Annotated in this window: 10 protein-coding genes; 5 read left to right on the forward strand and 5 right to left on the reverse strand. The window is 68.3% G+C overall.

Annotation, left to right across the window (positions count from 1 at the left end):
* Positions 1–14 precede the first annotated feature (14 nt).
* Positions 15–1,160 (forward strand): glycoside hydrolase family 28 protein, encoded by a 1,146-nt coding sequence (locus tag AB0F43_RS28885; protein ID WP_360483569.1) that lies wholly within the window; start codon positions 15–17, stop codon positions 1,158–1,160.
* A gap of 42 nt (positions 1,161–1,202) precedes the next feature.
* Here AB0F43_RS28885 and helR read toward each other — a convergent pair whose 3' ends face one another.
* From helR to AB0F43_RS28905, 4 genes are all read right to left on the reverse strand, one after another.
* The gene (gene helR / locus AB0F43_RS28890; RefSeq protein ID WP_360483572.1) at positions 1,203–3,392 is read right to left on the reverse strand and encodes an RNA polymerase recycling motor ATPase HelR; all 2,190 of its coding nucleotides are present in this window, start codon (positions 3,390–3,392) and stop codon (positions 1,203–1,205) included.
* 192 nt (positions 3,393–3,584) lie between these two features.
* Complete coding sequence (locus AB0F43_RS28895) at positions 3,585–4,883, reverse strand: four-carbon acid sugar kinase family protein (protein ID WP_360483575.1); 1,299 nt, start codon at positions 4,881–4,883, stop codon at positions 3,585–3,587.
* Positions 4,884–4,955: 72 nt separating this feature from the next.
* Positions 4,956–6,218 (reverse strand): RuBisCO large subunit C-terminal-like domain-containing protein, encoded by a 1,263-nt coding sequence (locus tag AB0F43_RS28900; RefSeq protein WP_360483578.1) that lies wholly within the window; start codon positions 6,216–6,218, stop codon positions 4,956–4,958.
* The gene (locus AB0F43_RS28905) at positions 6,215–7,225 is read right to left on the reverse strand and encodes an alcohol dehydrogenase catalytic domain-containing protein (RefSeq protein WP_360483581.1); all 1,011 of its coding nucleotides are present in this window, start codon (positions 7,223–7,225) and stop codon (positions 6,215–6,217) included. Before AB0F43_RS28905 ends, AB0F43_RS28900 begins: the two co-directional genes overlap by 4 nt.
* A gap of 124 nt (positions 7,226–7,349) precedes the next feature.
* Between AB0F43_RS28905 and AB0F43_RS28910 the strand changes: the two genes are divergently transcribed.
* Positions 7,350–9,062: a hypothetical protein gene (locus AB0F43_RS28910; protein ID WP_360483584.1), complete on the forward strand. Its 1,713-nt coding sequence runs from the start codon at positions 7,350–7,352 to the stop codon at positions 9,060–9,062.
* Entirely contained in the window at positions 9,059–11,773 is a 2,715-nt protein-coding gene (locus tag AB0F43_RS28915; protein WP_360483587.1) for a family 78 glycoside hydrolase catalytic domain, read from the forward strand. Before AB0F43_RS28910 ends, AB0F43_RS28915 begins: the two co-directional genes overlap by 4 nt.
* On the opposite strand, the gene AB0F43_RS28920 is transcribed toward AB0F43_RS28915, so the two are convergent.
* Entirely contained in the window at positions 11,764–12,783 is a 1,020-nt protein-coding gene (locus tag AB0F43_RS28920; protein ID WP_360483590.1) for a LacI family DNA-binding transcriptional regulator, read from the reverse strand. The two genes, AB0F43_RS28915 and AB0F43_RS28920, sit on opposite strands and share 10 nt — an antisense overlap.
* Before the next feature lie 191 nt (positions 12,784–12,974).
* On the opposite strand from AB0F43_RS28920, the gene AB0F43_RS28925 reads away from it, so the two are divergent.
* A complete protein-coding gene (locus AB0F43_RS28925) occupies positions 12,975–15,443 on the forward strand; it encodes a pectinesterase family protein (protein WP_360483593.1) in 2,469 nt (822 codons plus the stop codon).
* A gap of 6 nt (positions 15,444–15,449) precedes the next feature.
* Positions 15,450–16,709 carry a hypothetical protein gene (locus AB0F43_RS28930; RefSeq protein WP_360483596.1) on the forward strand — a complete coding sequence of 420 codons (1,260 nt, stop codon included), beginning with the start codon at positions 15,450–15,452 and terminating at the stop codon, positions 16,707–16,709.
* The last annotated feature ends 318 nt before the right edge of the window (positions 16,710–17,027 follow it).

Here is a 17,027-nt window from a genome sequence, read left to right on the forward strand (position 1 = left end):
CTGGGGCGACTGCGATGACCGAGCATCTCATCACCGAGTACGGGGCTCGGCCGGGGTTCGACTGCACGGCGGCGCTCGGGCGCGCGATCCAGGCGTGCGAGCTGACCGGCGGTCGGGTCGTCGTCCCCGCGGGCCTGTTCCTCACCGGCCCACTCCGCCTCCGCAGCAACGTCGACCTGCACCTCGCCGCCGGCGCGACACTGCGGTTCCACGCCGACCCGGCGACGTACCCGATCGTGCGCACCCGCTGGCAAGGCATCGAATGCCTCAGCCACTCCCCACTGATCTACGCGTACGACGAGGTGAACATCGCCGTCACCGGACCCGGCACCCTGGACGGCGGCGCCTCCCTGGAAACCTGGTGGCGCGACACGAAGCCGGTCGACGACTGGAACCGGCTGCTGCGGATGGTTCGCGACGACGTCCCGGTCGAGGAGCGGATCTTCCCACCGGGCCACGGCTTCCGTCCCAGCTTCATCCAGCCGTACCACTGCCGCCGCGTCCGCATCGAGGACGTCCGCATCATCAACGCCCCGATGTGGGTCGTCCACCCGGTGCTGAGCTCCGACATCGTCATCCGCGGCATCACCGTCGACACCCGCGGCCCGAACAACGACGGCTGCAATCCCGACTCCTGCCGCGACGTCGTCATCAGCGGCTGCTCCTTCGACACCGGCGACGACTGCATCGCGATCAAGTCCGGCCGCGACGCCGACGGCCGCCGTGTCGCACAGCCCTGCGAGAACATCATCATCGAGAACTGCCGCTTCGGCACCGGCCACGGCGCCGTCACCATCGGCAGCGAAACCAGCGGCGGCATCCGTCACGTCCTCGCCCGCGACCTCCACATCACCGGCCCCCACGTCGACCACGCCCTGCGCCTCAAAACCAACTCCCACCGCGGCGGCCTGATCGAACACATAACCCTCCAAGACTGCACCGTCGACTCCCTCACCGCGGCCGCAGTCCTCATAGACACCCACCACGCGGATCCGGAGCTCACCGGCTCCCACCCCCCGACGCTCCGCAACATCACCATCTCCGGCCTCCAGGTTCACCACGCCCCGAAAACCCTGGAAATCCGCGAATCCCCGCAAACCCCGATCCACCACTTGACCTTCACCACAACCCACACAGCCGCCGCCCCCAGAAGCTCCTAAACCCCCGGACCTCATCCACCCTGACTTTCAACCTCAGCGCCGTCAGGTGCTTGTGAGGATGACTAGTTGTCGGGTGGCTCGGGTCATGGCTACGTAGCGGTCGACGGCTCCCTCGATGCCCTCGCCGTACGTCTCCGGGTCGATGAGAACGACCAGGTCGAACTCGAGCCCCTTCGCCAACTCCGGAGTCAGCGACCGTACTCTGGACGCCGTACCGGATGCGCCCACCACACCGTCTGCCGTCCCGTCGGCGGTGATGATGCAGGCGACTCCGTCGGCGTGTTCGGCGAGCCAGCCGTCGAGGATCGAGCGCAGCTCGGCAACAGATCCGTGGAGGACCGGGAGGTCGCTGCGGCGGATCGACGTCGGCACGTTGGCGTCCGGGAGCGCGGCGCGGATGACCGGCTCGGCTTCCGCCATCACCTCTTCCGGCGTCCGGTAGTTGATGGTCAGCGACGCCAGGCTGATCCGGTCGAGCCCAACCCGCGCGAGCCGTTCCTCCCACGACTCCGCGAACCCATGCCGAGCCTGGGCCCGATCACCCACGATCGTGAAGCTCCGAGACGGGCAGCGCAGCAGCAACATCTGCCACTCCGCGTCGGTCAGCTCCTGAGCCTCGTCCACGACAATGTGCGCGAACGGCCCCGCCAGCAGATCCGGGTCGGCGGTCGGCAGCGCGGTCGCGTCGACCAAGGCCTCCCGCAGATCCTGCCCCCGCAACATCGGCACCCAGCCCTCGTTGTCGTCATCGGCCTCGAGAATGTGGTCGATGACATCGGACATGCGTTCGCGTTCGGCGGCCGCGGCAGCCTGTTGCCGGCGCGTCCGTCGTGACGCCTCCGGATCGCCGAGCCGCTGCCGCGCTGCGTCCAGGAGCGGCAGATCGGACACCGTCCACGCCTGAGCATCCTTCCGCTGCAGCTTCTTGACCGCATCGGGTTCAAGCCACGGCGCACACCTGCGCAGGTACGCCGGAACCGTCCACAGGTCGCCGACGAGATCGGTCGGTTCGATCAGCGGCCACGCTTTGCTGAAGGCATCGACCAGATCCTCGTTCTGCTGAAGGGACCTGCGCAGCAGCTCATCCGAGACGTCATCGTCGTCGTACTCGTCGGCGTGCTTGTCCATCAGGATCGTCAGCAGCTCTTCCCACACCTGGTCGCGCGCCTCGTTGTGCGGCGTACCAGGATCCGCTGACCCGAACGCCTCAGCCCAATCGGCAGCGCTCAACCAGATTTCGGACCAGTGCGTCTCGACCGTCATCGGTTTGCCGGGCGGCTCCTCGTAGAGCCTGACAGCCGGCTCGATCGCCTTCACCATGTCGGCCGACGACTTCAGTCGAGCCACCTCCGGGTCGGTCTCGGCCGGCGCCGCGGTTCCCTCGGGCAGAAGATCGCGCAGTGTGCAGGTCTGCACACCCTCTTCACCCAAGCTGGGGAGAACGTCGGAAACATACGCCAGGTAGGGCTCGTGCGGACCAACGAACAGTACGCCGCCACGACGGTGACCGAGCCGCGGATCGGAGTACAAAAGGTAGGCGGTGCGGTGGAGTGCGACGACGGTCTTGCCGGTGCCCGGACCGCCGTCGACCACGAGCGCCCCGCGCGAACCAGTTCGGATGATCGCGTCCTGGTCGGCCTGGATGGTGCCGAGCACGTCCCGCATCCGGGGCGAGCGGGCGCTGCCGAGGCTGGCGATGAAGGCGGACTGGTCGTCGAGCGATGCGGAATGCCCTTCGAGCCCGTCCGGGGTGAACACCTCGTCCCAGTAGTCGGTGATCCGGCCGTGGGTCCAGCGGTACCTGCGGCGGCTCGCCAGTCCCATCGGGTTGGCGTGGGTCGCGCCGAAGAACGGCTCAGCCGCGGGGGAGCGCCAGTCGATCAGCAACCGACGTCCGGTGCTGTCGGTGAGGCCAAGGCGCCCGACGTACAAAGGCTCGGGGTTGTCCGCGCTCACGATGTGGCCGAGACACACGTCCAGGCCGAAGCGGCGCAGGGCGCGCAGACGCGCGGTCAGCCGGTGGATCTCCAGGTCCCGATCCAGCGCCTCCTGCCCGCTGCCGCCGGGTGCCTTGCGCGCAACATTGAGGCGCTCGGACAGATCGGCGATCGACTGCGCGAGGCTCTCCGCGATCGCCACGAAGTGCTGCTCGTCACCGGCGATCAGCGAAGGATCTGCCTTGGCGGTCAGGTTGTCGGGAAGGTCAAAGGCACTCGTCTTCAGGTGCTTCAATGCCGTGGCTCCTTTCGGGCAGCAGCTTCGCGGCCACCGCCGGTCGACACCGACACCCGCATCTTCGCGACTCTCGATCCGCAGATTCCGTCTTCGGCCGACGATTGTGCGCCACGAACTGGGCCTTGCGGCAAGTCCCCCCATGCGCTATATCCTGAAAGTGGCAGGGAGATGTTGTTCTCCTTGCCTCTTTTATGTCCCCTGTCCAAGCCCTTGTCGGCGGAACCTCTCGAACAGGTCCGGGCTGCCCATCTGGCCACCTTTCAGGAGCACCTGCAGGCCATCCACGGCCGGGTCCGAGCTACTGACCAGGCACAACGCGGTCCCGGGACCTAGCTGGTCCGCATCTGGCACCAGCTCAAGCGCACTGACTCCGAGACTGCGCACCACTCGGCCGGACGTATCACCTCCAGCGATCACCACCCGCCGCACCCCGGTCCTGCCCACAACCTCCCGCACAATCCCCGCCAGAGCCTGCCCCAACACCCCGACCAACTCCCGGTCGGCGGAGCCGCTACTGGGGGCGGTGGGGTTATCGGTGTGGATGATGATGCCGGGCGTGCCGGCTTGGAGGGAGATGATGGCTTGGTCTTGGGCGGGGGTTGGATCGTGGAGGGATAGGGCGGTCCAGCCTGCGGTTACGGCGTGGTGGATTTGGGTTCTGGTGTGGGGCGAATGGCTGCCTGAGACGACCAGGGTCTGGGCGGCCGTGGGTTGTTCCGGTGGGCGGCGCGGGGTGGGGGACTTGGGCGGAGAGGTGGGGGACAGGTTTAGGGTCAGGGCTCGGGAGAGACCGCCAGATCCTATGGCGAAGAGTGGGCGGTTGTTGCTGGACGCAACGATGGCTTGGCCCAGGAGGCGGAGGTCGGTGTCGGTCAGGGCGTCGAGGATGAGGGCGTGGTCGGAAGCACTGGCGTAGTAGCTGTGGGGGAGGTCGGCGTAGGACGTGAGGTGGAGGGCGCCCATGGTGAGGGTGGTTTGGTGGGCGAGGTGGCGGCGGAGGTCCGACTCGGGCATGGGGGTGGCGGGGTGGTTCGCCATGGTGGGTTGGCGGTCCAGGCGGTGGATCGTGCCGGCCTCGGCGGCGAAGTGGTGGCTGAAGACGGTGTAGCGGCCGAGCTCCGGTTGGGCTGCGAGTATCGGTACGACGGTGGGGCCGAAGATCGAGCGGCCGACTTCCAGTGCGCGGCCGATGCTGCCGAGGTGTGGTGAGGAATCGGCTGTTGAGCAGATCTTGTACTGGACGACGTGTGGACCCAGATCGCGCAGCGCGGTCAGAATCGGACGGATTTCCGCCTCCTGCTCGTCGGGACCGAGCGATCGCGCGATCCCGGCTACTCCGATCACGTCGTAGCGGCTTGCCAGGTCGTGCAGCTCGCCGGCCGGGGGGAGATCCACCAGCAGAACCGACCGTAGTCCGCACCGCTGGAACTGCAGCAGAGCGTCCGTTGAGCCGGTGAAGTCGTCTCCGTAGAACGCAGCCTCAAGCATGGTCAGCTCCTTCTCCGTCTCCGTAGAACGCAGCCTCAAGCATGGTCAGCTCCGTCTCCGTCGAACGCGGCGTCAAGCACGACGGGGTCCGAAGGTTTCTAGTGCGCGTCGTAGGGCTGGTTCTGTGTGCGCGGCGGCGTCCAGGTCCTTGCCTTCGACTGCGCACGTCCAGGCTGTGCGCATTGCTTGGACTCCGGCGGCGGGGCCGTCGGGGTGGCCGTGGATGCCGCCGCCGGCCAGGACCAGGAGGTCTGTGGTGGCGGCCCGGCGGTAGGTCTCGGGGGCGAGGCCTGGCCACTGGCCTGAAGAGAGGACGGGGAGGGTTGAGTAGCCGCCGAACAAGGGTTGCCGGACCGCGGCGATCGAGCGGACGACCTCCTCGTCGGTCTCGTAGAACTTGTTGGACAAGCCGTTCGTGTGCAGGTGATCAGCGCCCGCCAGCCGCGCCAACTTCGACCAGGCGACGAAGTCGATGCCCAAGCCCGGTGCTCTGGTGAACACACCCGTCATCGCGCGGTGTCCGTGGATCGGCAGCTCGCACCGCTCTCGCAACCACGCGAGACCGGCGAGACCGACCAGATTCACGCAGACCATCACGCAGGTGCCGCCGGCCGCGCGGACGAGGTCGTGGTTGGCCGCCATCCGGTCGAGGTCGTCGGTGATGTTGAACGCGTACATCGGCCGTCGTCCGGTCCGCGCGGCCACCTTGTCCAGCTCCTCGGTCACCACGGCAACGCGATCCGCCAGCGGTGAGTGTGCCGGATTGCCCATCAGCTCGTCGTCCTTGATGAAGTCGATCCCCGCCTCGGCCAGCTCGCGGACGACGAGCCGCAGCTCCTCGACCGGCAACCCGATGCTGGGCTTCACGATCGTCCCCAGCAACACGCCACCCGGCCGCCGCAACAGCCCACGCGTACCACGCACGCCAAACCTCGGCCCCGGATAACGTGCGGCGAACTCGGACGGCAGGTCGAGGTCCAGCAGCCGGATGCCGGCCACCTGCCTGAGCTCGAACAGGTTGCCAGCCACGGCGGCCAGCAGGTTCGGCAACGAGGGACCGAAGTTCTCCAACCCGAACGCGATCCGCACCCGCCCACTGCGACGCCGAGCCCCGGACGGCCGGATCACCCCTGGAAGGTCGCTATGATCGGTCGGCGGCAACTCCTCGACCGCCACCACCCGGGCCGCGAACCGCTCCCGCAGTTGGGCAGTCTCCCGCGCGACCGCCACGAACGTCCCCGTCGACTGCTCACCCGCGATCACCTCCGCGGCGTCCTCCAGCGGCAGATAACTCTCCACCAGGTACGTCGCCACCACCTCGGACCGGCCGTTCATCGGGTCGGGTCAATCTGGATCTTGAGGTGATCGGCACCGGCGTCGATGGCTGTCAGCACCTCAGGAGTCCGGTCGAGCGGGACGACATCGGTGATGTACGGGCGTACGTCGAGCAGGCGGTCGTTCACCAGCCGGGCGGCGGACCGGAAGTCGGCTGGAGTGTAGATCGTCGAGCCCTGAATGGTGATCTCCTTGAGGACGGCAGGGTTGAGATCGACGGACAGAGCGTCGGCGAACATCGGCAGCAGTACGACGCGGCCGCGAGGTCGAGCCAACGCCAACGCCTCGGCCAGGCAACTCGGATGACCGGACGCGACCACGACGACGTCGAACCCGTCGCCGGTGAGGTCAGCGCCTACTGCGGGCAGGTTGTCCGCGGAAGGGTCCACGACGTGCGGCACGCCTTGCCGGCCAAGGAAGTCACGGTTGTAGGCCTTCACATCACTCACCAGCACGGTCGCGGCTCCACGGATCTGGCTCACCGCAGCGAGCAGGCTTCCGATCGGACCGCCACCGAGCACCGCCACCGAGTCCCCGGCGCTCACCGAACCACCGCCCGTGCAGTGCCAAGCCACGGCCAACGGCTCGATCAAGGCGCCCTCGTCGTACCCGATCCCGTCACCCAACGGCACCAGCACCCGGGCTGGAGCAGCGAAGTACTCGCTGAGCATCCCCGGCCATCCGCCACCAGGCACCCGCTTGTCGGCACAGAGATGTGGATGACCGGCCTCACAACGTCTGCACTCCCAGCACGACAGCGCAGGCAGTACGGCGACCCGGTCGCCCGCGCTGAAGGCGGGATCGGCCGATGACACCACTTCACCCGCACCCTCATGCCCCAGCACCACCGGCGGTTTCCGGAACGGATGATGCCCCCGCCAAGTGTGCAGATCCGATCCGCACAACCCGACCGCGCGCATCCGGAGCAGCACCTCGCCATCCACCACCGGATCCGGTACGTCGACCACGACAACCTGTCGCGGCTCCTGCAGCACAGCTGCTCTCATCAGCGTCCTCCTTCGAAAACGACGCAGTCAGTCTCCGCCCGCAAACGTCAAGAAAACAAGGCGGATCCGCCAGCCTGTGGATAGAGCGTTGACATCGCCCGTTCCGAGGGTAAAGGTTTTCCCCATGGCAACGATCCCGGCGACCCTGCTGCTCGAGGAGCGGGCCGCGCTGGCGATGAACGCGGTGACCGGCCTGGCCGACGACGACCTGGACGGCATCCCGTTCTTCAGCGCGAACCTGCTCGCCCGTCCTGCCCGGCTCGACCACGGAGACTGGGACTACGGCTCCAGCCACGGGAGGCTCACCGACGCGATCCTGCTCAGCCGGCAGATGACCGGTGCCCGGGACTGGGATCCGCAGTGGGAGAAGATCGCCGACCGCTATCGGCAGACCCTGTTCGAGCTCCTGCAGGACGACGGCCTCACCTACCGCCGCGAACACCCCCGCGGCCACTGGAAGGCGAACGCCAACCTGATCGACCAGCGCGCCACCCTGCTCGCACTCACGACCACCGTCGTCGCCACCGGCGATCCGGCAGCCAAGCACGCCGCGGACAAGCAGGTCGCAGCGCTCAAGCGGATCGCGATCAAGGAACGCGACGTCTGGTTCTACCCCGCCTCGGAGTACACCGGCGAAGGCTGGCCGTCCGCCAACGCGATCGATCTGCACCTGGCGCCTGACCCCGCGTCGTTCTCCGGCCGCCTGATCATGCCGTTGCTGCGCTACCACCAGGCGACCGGCAACCAGGACGCGCTGGAGCTGTGCGAGTGGTTCGCCTGCCTCATCGTCGACAAGAGCGGCGTGTACCTGCCCGATGGCAGCTTCAACCCGGCCCGCGCCTACCGCAGCGGCCACTTCCACACCCGGGTCGGCACACTCGAAGGCTTGGCTCGCCTGGCCAGGCACACCGGCGACCATGGCTTGACCGAGTTCACCCGGCGCAGCTACGACTGGGTGCTCGCCCAAGCCACCCGGTTCGGCTGGACTCCGGGCGACCTCGCCGACCAGCGCTACGAGCACGAGACCTGTTCACTCGTCGACCTCATCGGCCTCGGTACGACGCTGGCCGGCAGCGGGCTCACGTCGTACTGGTCGGTGGTGGAGCGGTTCGTCCGCAACCACCTGGCCGCGTCGCAGTTGCGTGACGTGAGCTGGGTCGAGTCCGCCCCCGACCGATCCCACGACGAGGTGGGCTGGCGGACGTACGTCGACGTGGGTGAGCGCGTCCTGGGCGCGTTCTGTGGATACGGCGCTCCGAACGACTACGTGTCCGACGTACCACTCGGCCGCGGGCACACCAACGACGTCCAGGCCTGCTGTGTCGGCTCCGGCGTACGCGGCCTGTTCTGGGCGTGGAACAGCATCGTCACCGGCGACAGCACACTGACCAGAGTCAACCTGCTGTTCACCCGTGCCCACCACACGGTCGACGTACTGAGCCACCTACCGGTCGAAGGCAAGGTGGAGCTGATCGTCAACGAGCCGGTCGAGGAGCTCCGCCTGAGAGTGCCCGAGTGGGCCGGGTACGCGCGCCTCAGGCTCCAGCGTGGTGACGAGGAGCGCACGGGTGCTGAGCGGATCTGGGCCCCTGACGGCTACCTGTCCATCCCGAAACCACACCAGGGCGAGCGGATCGTGGTGACCTTCCCGATGGTCGAGCACACCACCACCGAGCTGGCGGCAGGCAACGAGTTCCGGACCACCTGGCGAGGCGACGACGTGATCGCGATCGACCCGCCCGGCCGGTCCCGGCCCATGTACGGCGACCGCCCGGAACACGCCGGCGGTCTGCGTGACTACGAGCTCCACCGACCCGAAACGGAGTGGTCCTGGTGACAACAGGTTGGCTGCTGACCGATCCACCCAGCGTCCCGGCTCTCACGCCGTACGACCTGCGCTGTGAGCACCGGGTCGAGCCGCTCAGCATCGGGACCAACCGGCCGCGGTTGAGTTGGCGCCTGGCGTCGCCGGTGCGTGGCGACCGTCAGGACGCGTTCCGCGTGCGGATCCAGCGCGACGGCGTACAGGTGTGGGACAGCGGCTGGCGCGCCGACGAGCAGACGTACGTCGACCACGGGGGTGCACCGCTGACGTCGCTCACCGACTACGTGTGGCGGCTGGAGGTCCGTGACGCGTCCGGCAAGGTGTGTCAGGCGTCGGCTACGTTCGCCACCTGCATCTTTCACCCGGACGAGTGGCAGGCGCGCTGGATCGAGCACGACTACGACACCGACCCGTACTTCGAGCCACCCGTCGACCGGGACGAGCCTCGCTCGGAACGCTCCGCCACACTTGCGGCACCGCGCTACTACCGCCGATCATTCGAGCTCACGAAGCCTGTCAGCAGAGCGCGGGTCTATGCGACCGCGCACGGGCTCTACCAGCTGAGCGCCAACGGCGAGCGCGTAGGCAATGACGAGCTGACTCCCGGCTGGACCGACTACCGCTACCGCCTTGCCTACCAGACGTACGACGTCACAGACCTGCTGCACGAGGGTGAGAACGTGCTTGGCGCAGTGCTCGGCGAGGGCTGGTGGTCCGGGTACGTCGGCTGGGACACCCGCAGCCAGGCTCACCACTACGGCAAGAAGCCGCAGCTGCTCGCACAACTCGTCGTCGACCACACAGACGGCTCGCAGACGGTCATCGCAACCGACAGCCGCTGGGTGGAGCGCACCGGACCCCTGCGCTTCGCCGACCTGCTGATGGGCGAGTCGTACGACGCCCGCCTCGGGCTGGGCGACTGGGCGAGCCCCGGGTACGACGCCACCGACTGGGCGCCGGCCGGCGACGTCGGAGCGGACATATCGACATTAGTTGCCGCAAGCACCGAACCGGTCCGGGTGACGGAGGATCTGCCGGCCGTCTCGGTGACTCGCCTCGAGGGCAACCGTTACATCGTCGACCTCGGCCAGAACATCGCCGGTCGCGTCCGGCTCCGGATTCGCGGTGCCGCCGCCGGTGACCGGATCCGGCTGCGGCACGGCGAGATGCTGGAGTCCGACGGCGAGCTCTACACCGCTAACCTCCGGACCGCGGACGCGACGGACTACTACGTCAGCGCCGGCCGCGCCGAGGAGTTCTTCGAGCCGATGTTCACCGTGCACGGGTTTCGGTACGTCGAGATCGACGGCTACTCGGGCGAGCTGACCACGGACGACGTCACCGGGCGGGCGCTGCACTCGGACACCCCGGTCGCCGGGCGGTTCGAGTGCTCCGATGCCGGCGTGAACCGGTTGCTGAGCAACATCCGCTGGGGGCAGCGCGGCAACTTCGTCAGCGTCCCGACCGACTGCCCGCAGCGCGACGAACGCCTCGGCTGGACCGCGGACGCACAGATCTTCCTGCCGACCGCGGCATACCAGGCCGATGTGCTGACGTTCTTCGACAACTGGCTCGGTGATCTCGCCGTCGCCCAGACTGATGAAGGCGCGATCCCGGACGTCATCCCGCACCTCATCACCGGCAGGCACGGCACGCCTGCCTGGGCGGACGCCGCGACGATCGTCCCGTGGACGCTGTACCGGACGTACGGCGACGAGCGCGTCCTACGGCAGGCGTGGCCGACGATGCGCCGGTGGGTCGACTACGTGCACGCGGCGAATCCGGATCTGATCTGGCGCAAGCGGACCAGCGGGCACTACGGCGACTGGCTGCAGGTCGGCGTACGGACGGATCGTGATGTGCTCGCGACGGCGTACTTCGCTCGGAGTGCCGAGCTCACCGCGGCGGCGGCACGGGTGATCGGGTTGGACGACGAGGCGGCGGCGTACGGCGAGCTGCGCGAGCGGATCGGGGCCGCGTTCGTCCGGGAGTTCGTGGATGCCGAGGGCAAGGTTCGGGGCGACACGCAGACCGGGTACTTGTTGCCCTTGGCTTTCGGGCTGCTGCCGGAGGAGTACGAGCAGGCGGCGGTGAAGCACCTGGTCGCCGATCTGGAGCGGCGGGGCCGGTCGTTGACGACCGGGTTCGCGGGTGTGGCCTTGCTGTGCCCGATCCTGGCCAAGTACGGGCATGTCGAGCTGGCGTACGACTTGTTGCACGATGACCGGTACCCGTCCTGGGGATACTCGATCCGGCATGGCGCGACGACGATCTGGGAGCGCTGGGACGGATGGACCGAGGAGAACGGGTTCGGTCCGGTGGCGATGAACTCGTTCAACCACTACTCACTCGGGTCGGTCGGGGCCTGGCTGTACGGCGATGTCGCCGGCATCGACCAGGCTGAGGACTCGATCGCCTTCCGTGAGCTGGTGATCAGGCCCCGGCCGGGTGGTCGGCTGACCTGGGCCGAGGGTGCGTACGACACACCCACCGGCAGGGTGTCCACGCGGTGGGAGCTCGCCGACGGGTCTCTCACCTTCGATGTGATGATTCCCCCGGGTGCGACCGCGACCGTGCACGTGCCGACGAGCGATGCGGAGTCGGTCCGGGAGTCCAAACGCCCGATCGCTGAGCAGGAGGAGGTCGACGTGCTGGAGTCCGCGGACCACACGTTGGTGTGCCGGGTGGGCTCGGGCCGCTACAGCTTCACTGCTCAGGCTTGAGGGGTACGGCGGCGGCGCGGAGGACGGGCCGTGGAGCCTCGGACAACCAGCTCACCGGTGAGGTGGGTGGTGTTGTTCGGGGCCGCCGGGTTGAAGTGTTGCCAGGCCTGACGGCCCAGCTCGACCGTTGAAACGGCGTACGTCGTGAGGCCGGGGTCGGTGTGGGCGCTCATCGGCGCGTCGTCGATGCCGGCCACCGAGAGGTCGTCCGGGACGGTCACGCCCAACTCGCGGAGACGACTGAGGACTCCGACGGCCACGTGGTCGTTGAAGGCGATCAGCGCGGTCGGTCGATGGGTGAGCGCCTCGTCGACCGCGTCGTACCCATCACGCAGCGCCGAGCCGCACGGGACGCGGATGATGGTCTGGCCCGCTGCCTCGGCGGTCCGGAAGCCGCGTTGCCGTTGCTGGTCGGACCAAGCGTTCGGCGGACCTTCCAGGTAGACGATCCGCTGGTGGCCGAGTGACCCGAGGTGCTCACACAGCTGCCGTACGCCGTGGTGATAGTCGACGACCACAGCTCCCACCGACGGATGCCGCAGTACCCGGTTGATCAGCACAAGCTTGCGGCTGGCCGCGGCGACCTCCTTCAGCCGCGGCGCGCTCATCCGTGGCGCGCACAGCAACAGTCCGTCGACCCAGCGGGCGAGCTCGATCGCCGAGCGGTACTCCCGCTCCGGGTCCTCGTCGGTCCCGGCAACGAGCGTGTGGTTGGCGTCGGCGGCGGCTTCGGCCGCGATGCCCTTGAGGATCTCGGCGAAGTACGGGTTGCCGAGATCGGGCGCGACCACCCCGATCGTCTGGCTGCTGCCGCGCAGCAGCGTCTGGGCTGCCGGATTCGGCCGGTAGCCGACCTCCTGCGCGGCCGCCCGCACCCGCTCAGCGACCTGCTCCGAGACCGGCTTGCCGCCGCTGAGCACCCGGGACACGGTCGCCGTCGAAACCTCCGCGAGCCGCGCCACGTCGTGGATCGTGGCCCGGCCGGCGCGATCCCTGGTCGACTTTCTCACCGGCTCATTGGACCACGCCACCGCCCGATTCGCTGCCACCGCACGTGTGTAAACCTTTTCCTCTTTCGGGCCAACTTGTCTCGGACGAGGTCTTGACGCGGCCTCGCCGCGCTGCGACGGTAGCCGAGGAAAAGGATTACCCGCCCACCGCCCCGGGCTTCTCCTCCCGGCGGTCCGCGCGAGGAGACCACGTGAGAAACCCCTCCCACCCGCGTCCCACCCGTTCCTACGCCGCCATCGTCTGCGTGGCCATGATCCTCGGGCTCGGCGTCTACCTCGCACCGCCCGGTACGGCGACGGCCGCCGCGAACCCGGCGACGTTCGGCCCGTTCGACCCGCGGATCGAGCTCGACGGGCACTGGGGCCGCGACGACGACGTGGCGATCACGGTGAACTCCGGCTCGTCGCTGCGCTTCCGCTTCACCGGCGACCGGCTCGGCGCCTGGTTCGATACCGCGTCGATCACCGCGCCCGCCCAGCTCTACGTCTCCGTCGACCGGGCCGAACCCGTCCTGGTCAAGGTCGACGAGGACCACAAGGTCTTCGTCGAAGGGCTCGACCCGAGTGTTGCCCATACGGCCGAGATCCTGGTCAAGGACGTCGACGAATACGCGAACCGGTGGATCGTCCCGTTGCAGTCCGGCGTCGTCCTCGAGAAGATCGAGCTCGCCCCGGCGGCCACGCTCATCCCGCTGCCGACCGAGGCCGAGCATCGCCTGGAGTTCTACGGCGACTCGATCACGCAGGGCGTGATGGCGCTCTGCCCGCGGCTCGGTGTCGACTGCGCCGACGGTACGAAGAGCTACGCGCACCTGGTCGGCAAGGCGTTCGGTGCCGACACGAATCAGGTCGGCTTCGGCAAACAGGGCATCATCCAGCCCGGTCACGGCAACGTCGGCACCGCGGCGGAGTCGTTCGGCTGGAACCTGGCGGGCTTCCCGGCCGCCCCGTTCGACCCCGGCGCCGTCGTGGTCAACTTCGGCACGAACGACGCGCCGTACCCGAGCAGCGAGTTCACGCCGGCGTACCTCGCCTATCTCCGCCAGATCCGGGCCGCGAACCCGCGCAGCCTGATCGTTGCCATGCGCCCCTTCAACGGGACCCATGCCGCCGACATCAAGGCGGCGGTCGTGGCGACCGAGGATCGCAGGATCGTGTACGTCGAGACGACCGGCTGGCTCGGCGCGGACGACTACAACGGCAGTACGCACCCGAACGTCAAGGGCCACCAGGTCGCCGCCGCCAAGCTCACGAAGGTGCTCGAACACCTCACCGGCTGGGCGACCGCAGGTCCGAGCACTCCGAAGCTGTCGCCGCAAGGGACGCCGGACGCCACCTGCTCGGACACCTCGCTCAAACTGACGTTCCACGGACCGGTGCAACTCGGTGTCCAGGGCAAGCTCCGGATCCACCGGGCCGGCGGCGAGGTCGTCGACACGATCGATCTCGCCGACCTCACGTCGTACCGGCGGTTCATCGGTGGCGCCCGCTCCGACTTCGGGCAGTTGCACACCTGGACGTATCAGGCGGTCACGGTCGACGGTGGCACGGTCTCGATCCATCCGCATCAGCGACTGGGGCCCGGTCAGGTGTACTACGTGACCGTCGACCCCGGGTTCGTCGTCGGTCACCCGGGCATCGCCGGCCCGTCGAGCTGGAGGTTCCGGACCCGCCACGATCCAGCGACGGACAGCAGGCTCACGGTTGGCCGCGCTGGGGACTTCTGCACGGTCCAAGGCGCGATCGACTTCGTGGCCGAGGGTCACGAGTCCCGGATCGACGTCGCCCCGGGCTTCTATCGCGAGCTCGTGTACGTTCCGCAGACCAAGCCGGGGATCACGATCGTCGGATCCGGCGCGGGCCGGACGGTCATCGGCTACCCGAACAACAACCTGCTGAACGGCGACTACGCGATGGCAGGAGTGCCGATCGAGCAGGCGTACTGCCCGCGCCGCGTGCTCGCCCAGCCGGACCGCTTCAACTGCTGGCGGGCCGCGTTCGGGGTCGACGCCGACGACTTCACCCTGACCGATGCGACCGTGCAGAACCTGACGCCGTACCGCGGATCGCAGGCCGAGGCGTTCCGGGGCAACGGCGAGCGGATCGTGCTCGGGCGGGTCCGGATCCTCGGGTACCAGGACAGTCTGCGGCTGCAGGGCAAGGGGTTCGTGACCGACAGCTATATCGAGGGGGACGTCGACTTCGTCTGGGGAACCGGCGGCGTCTTCATCCAGAACTCGGAGCTGAAGGCGCTGCACGAGGGCTACTACAACCAGGTCCGCAACAGCGACAACGGGCCGGGCAACATCTTCGTGAACGTGCGGTTGACCCGCGATCCCGACGTACCCGACGACAGCGTGTTTCTCGGCCGAGTGGAGCTGAACAGGTTCCCGACCAGCCAGGTCGTGTTCATCGACTCCGCTATGGACGCCCACGTGAAGAAGGTGGGCTTCCAGATCACCAACCCCAACGACTGCGCGGCCGCCGGTCAGGTCCGGTTCTGGGAGTACCGCAGTACCGACCTGTCCGGCCGGCCGCTCGACACCAGCGCGCGGCTGGCGTGCTCCCGGCAACTCAGTGACGACGAGGCGGCCTGGCTGCGCGACCCGTCGAACGTGTTCAGCGGCTGGCAGCCGGTCGTCCCCCGCCCCGAAAGGTGAACCCTCATGAACCCTGTCAACCGCAGGACCCTCCTCGGCGCCCTCGCTGCCGGCCTGCCCACCGCGGCCGCCACTGGCTGGCCGGCAACGGCGGCCGCCGCTGACACACCGGGCACGTCCACTACGCCCGATGCGCCGACCGGCGTGCGCCCGCATCCGGCACCTCGGCCGGTCGCTCCGGTGAACGCCGAGATCGCGGCGGCGCACAGTGCGGCGTACAAGACGCTGCCGCAGGTAGTCGTCGGCGTCGACGTCGAGGACCTGATGAAGATCCACACCGCGGCCGACGCGGAGGCCTTGCGTCCACAGCTCGTCGCGCAGGTGTGGAAGGACACTGGTGTGTTGCCGACTGGGCTTCCGACCGTACGCCGGGATGTCGGCGTACCGGCCGAGTTGCCCGCGTTGACCGGCGTACGGCGATATGACCGGCTCGAGGTGGCGATGCCGTTCGGGTATGTCGCCAGTGTCTTCGTAGTGGAGCCGGTACAGCGCACGCACCGCCGGGTCGCGTTCTACCACAACGGGCATGGCGAACCGCTCGACACGTTGCAGCGGGTGACGCAGGGTTTGCTGGACCATGGATACGTCGTGCTGCTGTTCGCGATGCCGTTCTACCACTGGAACCCGAAGACGCTGCAGGATCCGGTTGATCCGACGGTGCAGCAGCAGCCGTCGCACAACGATCTCAATCTGTGGGAGTCGGCGTCGTACTCACCGCTGGCGCTGTTCCTGGAGCCGCTCGCGGTCGCGATGAACCACGTGGAGGCGACGTACCGGCCGTCGTCGGTGCAGATGATCGGCCTGTCCGGTGGTGGGTGGGCGACGACGATCTACCCGGCGCTGGATCCGCGGATCACCCGGTCGTATCCGACCGCCGGCTCACTGCCGTTCTTCGTCCGGCCGGGGTCGCCGAAGCCGAGCCCGACCCGGGGCGACTGGGAACAGCGGGCGGACAAGCAGCCGGGGTTCTACGGGCTCGCCGACTTCCCGGACATCTATGCGCTCGGCTCGGTCGGGCGTCACCGCCGGCAGATGCAGATTCTGAACCGCTTCGACGACTGCTGCTTCAACGGTGTTGGGCATCGTTCGTACGAGGCCGTCGTACGGCAGCGGATCACGCTGATCGGCACCGATGCCGTGAGCAACGAGTCCAACGGTCACTGGGAGCTGCTGGAAGACGCCACCCACGGCGACCACACGATCAGCCCGTATGCGCTGTCGGTCATCCTGTGGGACTTGGACGTCCACTGCGCCCACCTGCCGTGAGGCGGGGGCTTCAGCAGGACTTGGGGAGAGGGCCAGGGCGTTGGGGGGTGGGACAGGACGGGGGACAGGACGTGGGGGTGGACCCGATGTGGGGGCTTGAACAGGACGTCGGGGGCTGGGATAGGAAATAGCCTGTCCCGGGTGGCCGGAGGGTGGTCAACGCCCCGGTAGTCGGCGGGGTTGGTGTCCGCCACCCCATCCACAGCCCCCGGACCGCAGTTCCCCCGGACCGTAGCCCCCGGACCACACCCCTGTGCCACAGCCCCCCGCCCCCCGGGATTGCGCCGTGAGCAGTCCCGCCGGCGTTGGTTTGGGTGG

It is taken from the genome of Kribbella sp. NPDC023972 (assembly GCF_040639075.1).
Classification (GTDB): domain Bacteria; phylum Actinomycetota; class Actinomycetes; order Propionibacteriales; family Kribbellaceae; genus Kribbella.

What these genes read in the sequence shown, in the direction of transcription:
- AB0F43_RS28910 (WP_360483584.1), top strand. Translation starts at nt 7,350, where the DNA reads ATGGCAACGATCCCGGCGACCCTGCTGCTCGAGGAGCGGGCCGCGCTG.
- AB0F43_RS28885 (WP_360483569.1), top strand. Translation starts at nt 15, where the DNA reads ATGACCGAGCATCTCATCACCGAGTACGGGGCTCGGCCGGGGTTCGAC.
- AB0F43_RS28930 (WP_360483596.1), top strand. Translation starts at nt 15,450, where the DNA reads ATGAACCCTGTCAACCGCAGGACCCTCCTCGGCGCCCTCGCTGCCGGC.
- AB0F43_RS28895 (WP_360483575.1), bottom strand. Translation starts at nt 4,883, where the DNA reads ATGCTTGAGGCTGCGTTCTACGGAGACGACTTCACCGGCTCAACGGAC.
- AB0F43_RS28905 (WP_360483581.1), bottom strand. Translation starts at nt 7,225, where the DNA reads ATGAGAGCAGCTGTGCTGCAGGAGCCGCGACAGGTTGTCGTGGTCGAC.
- AB0F43_RS28900 (WP_360483578.1), bottom strand. Translation starts at nt 6,218, where the DNA reads ATGAACGGCCGGTCCGAGGTGGTGGCGACGTACCTGGTGGAGAGTTAT.